The 756-nt window shown below is 55.0% G+C and carries 2 pseudogenes; both read left to right on the top strand.

What is annotated here, in order from left to right:
- Positions 1-77: 77 nt before the first annotated feature.
- A pseudogene (locus tag XpopCFBP1817_RS20985) lies at positions 78-353 on the top strand (toxin-activating lysine-acyltransferase); the annotation flags it as partial.
- 62 nt (positions 354-415) lie between these two features.
- Positions 416-679, top strand: a pseudogene (locus tag XpopCFBP1817_RS23825) (hypothetical protein); the annotation flags it as partial.
- Positions 680-756: the final 77 nt, after the last annotated feature.

The raw sequence follows: 756 nt of genomic DNA, 5'->3' as shown, positions 1-756 counted from the left end.
CCATGCGCGCACTTGTTTCTACACGATCCGGGTGCAACCAGCTGATCTATCTCGGGAAAACGTGGGGAAACCTCAGAGTCTGGACCGGCTACGCCTTATGGGCTTATCTGACGCCTGAAACCGCCAGTCATTTGGTTCTGCAAGATCCCCCGTTCTTGCCGATTAGCGACTGGAACGAAGGTGATCAACTCTGGATCCTGGATTTCGTGGCTATGCCTGGGCATCACCGACGCCTGGCGAGAGCACTCCGGCACCGCTTGCGCCCACACTTCAAGCAAGCGCATCGCTTGGTGCGAGATAAGACAGGCGCTATGCTTAGAACCAAAGCTTACACACTTCGCAAAGATGGCTGAGGAAGACACGTTGCTTCCTTGATACGAATGGACGAACCGAAGCGACAAGGCAGTTGCAGCCTATGCACGAAGTGACATCAAGTCCGACCAAGGCCTGGACTGGATTTTTATTCCTAGGCTTCGGTTCTGGTTTGCCTTATCCGCTGATCGGCAGCACCTTAGGCTATTGGCTCAGCGAAAAGTCGCTTTCGATCGCAGTCATCGGTGCCTTGGCTTGGACCGCGCTTCCCTACTCCCTCAAATTCCTATGGGCCCGCCATCTCGACCAACGTCGTGCGCCGGTCGTTGGAAGCACCATGTCGCACCGTCAGGGCTGGATTGTCTTGAGGGCACCTCGAACAACCAAGTCGTAGCCGTGGTGACACGCACTGGATGATGACCATACCTTCAAAAAATCAGCGAT

This window comes from Xanthomonas populi (assembly GCF_002940065.1).
In the GTDB taxonomy this organism is placed as follows: domain Bacteria; phylum Pseudomonadota; class Gammaproteobacteria; order Xanthomonadales; family Xanthomonadaceae; genus Xanthomonas; species Xanthomonas populi.
This window is presented reverse-complemented; position numbering and strand designations above follow the sequence as displayed.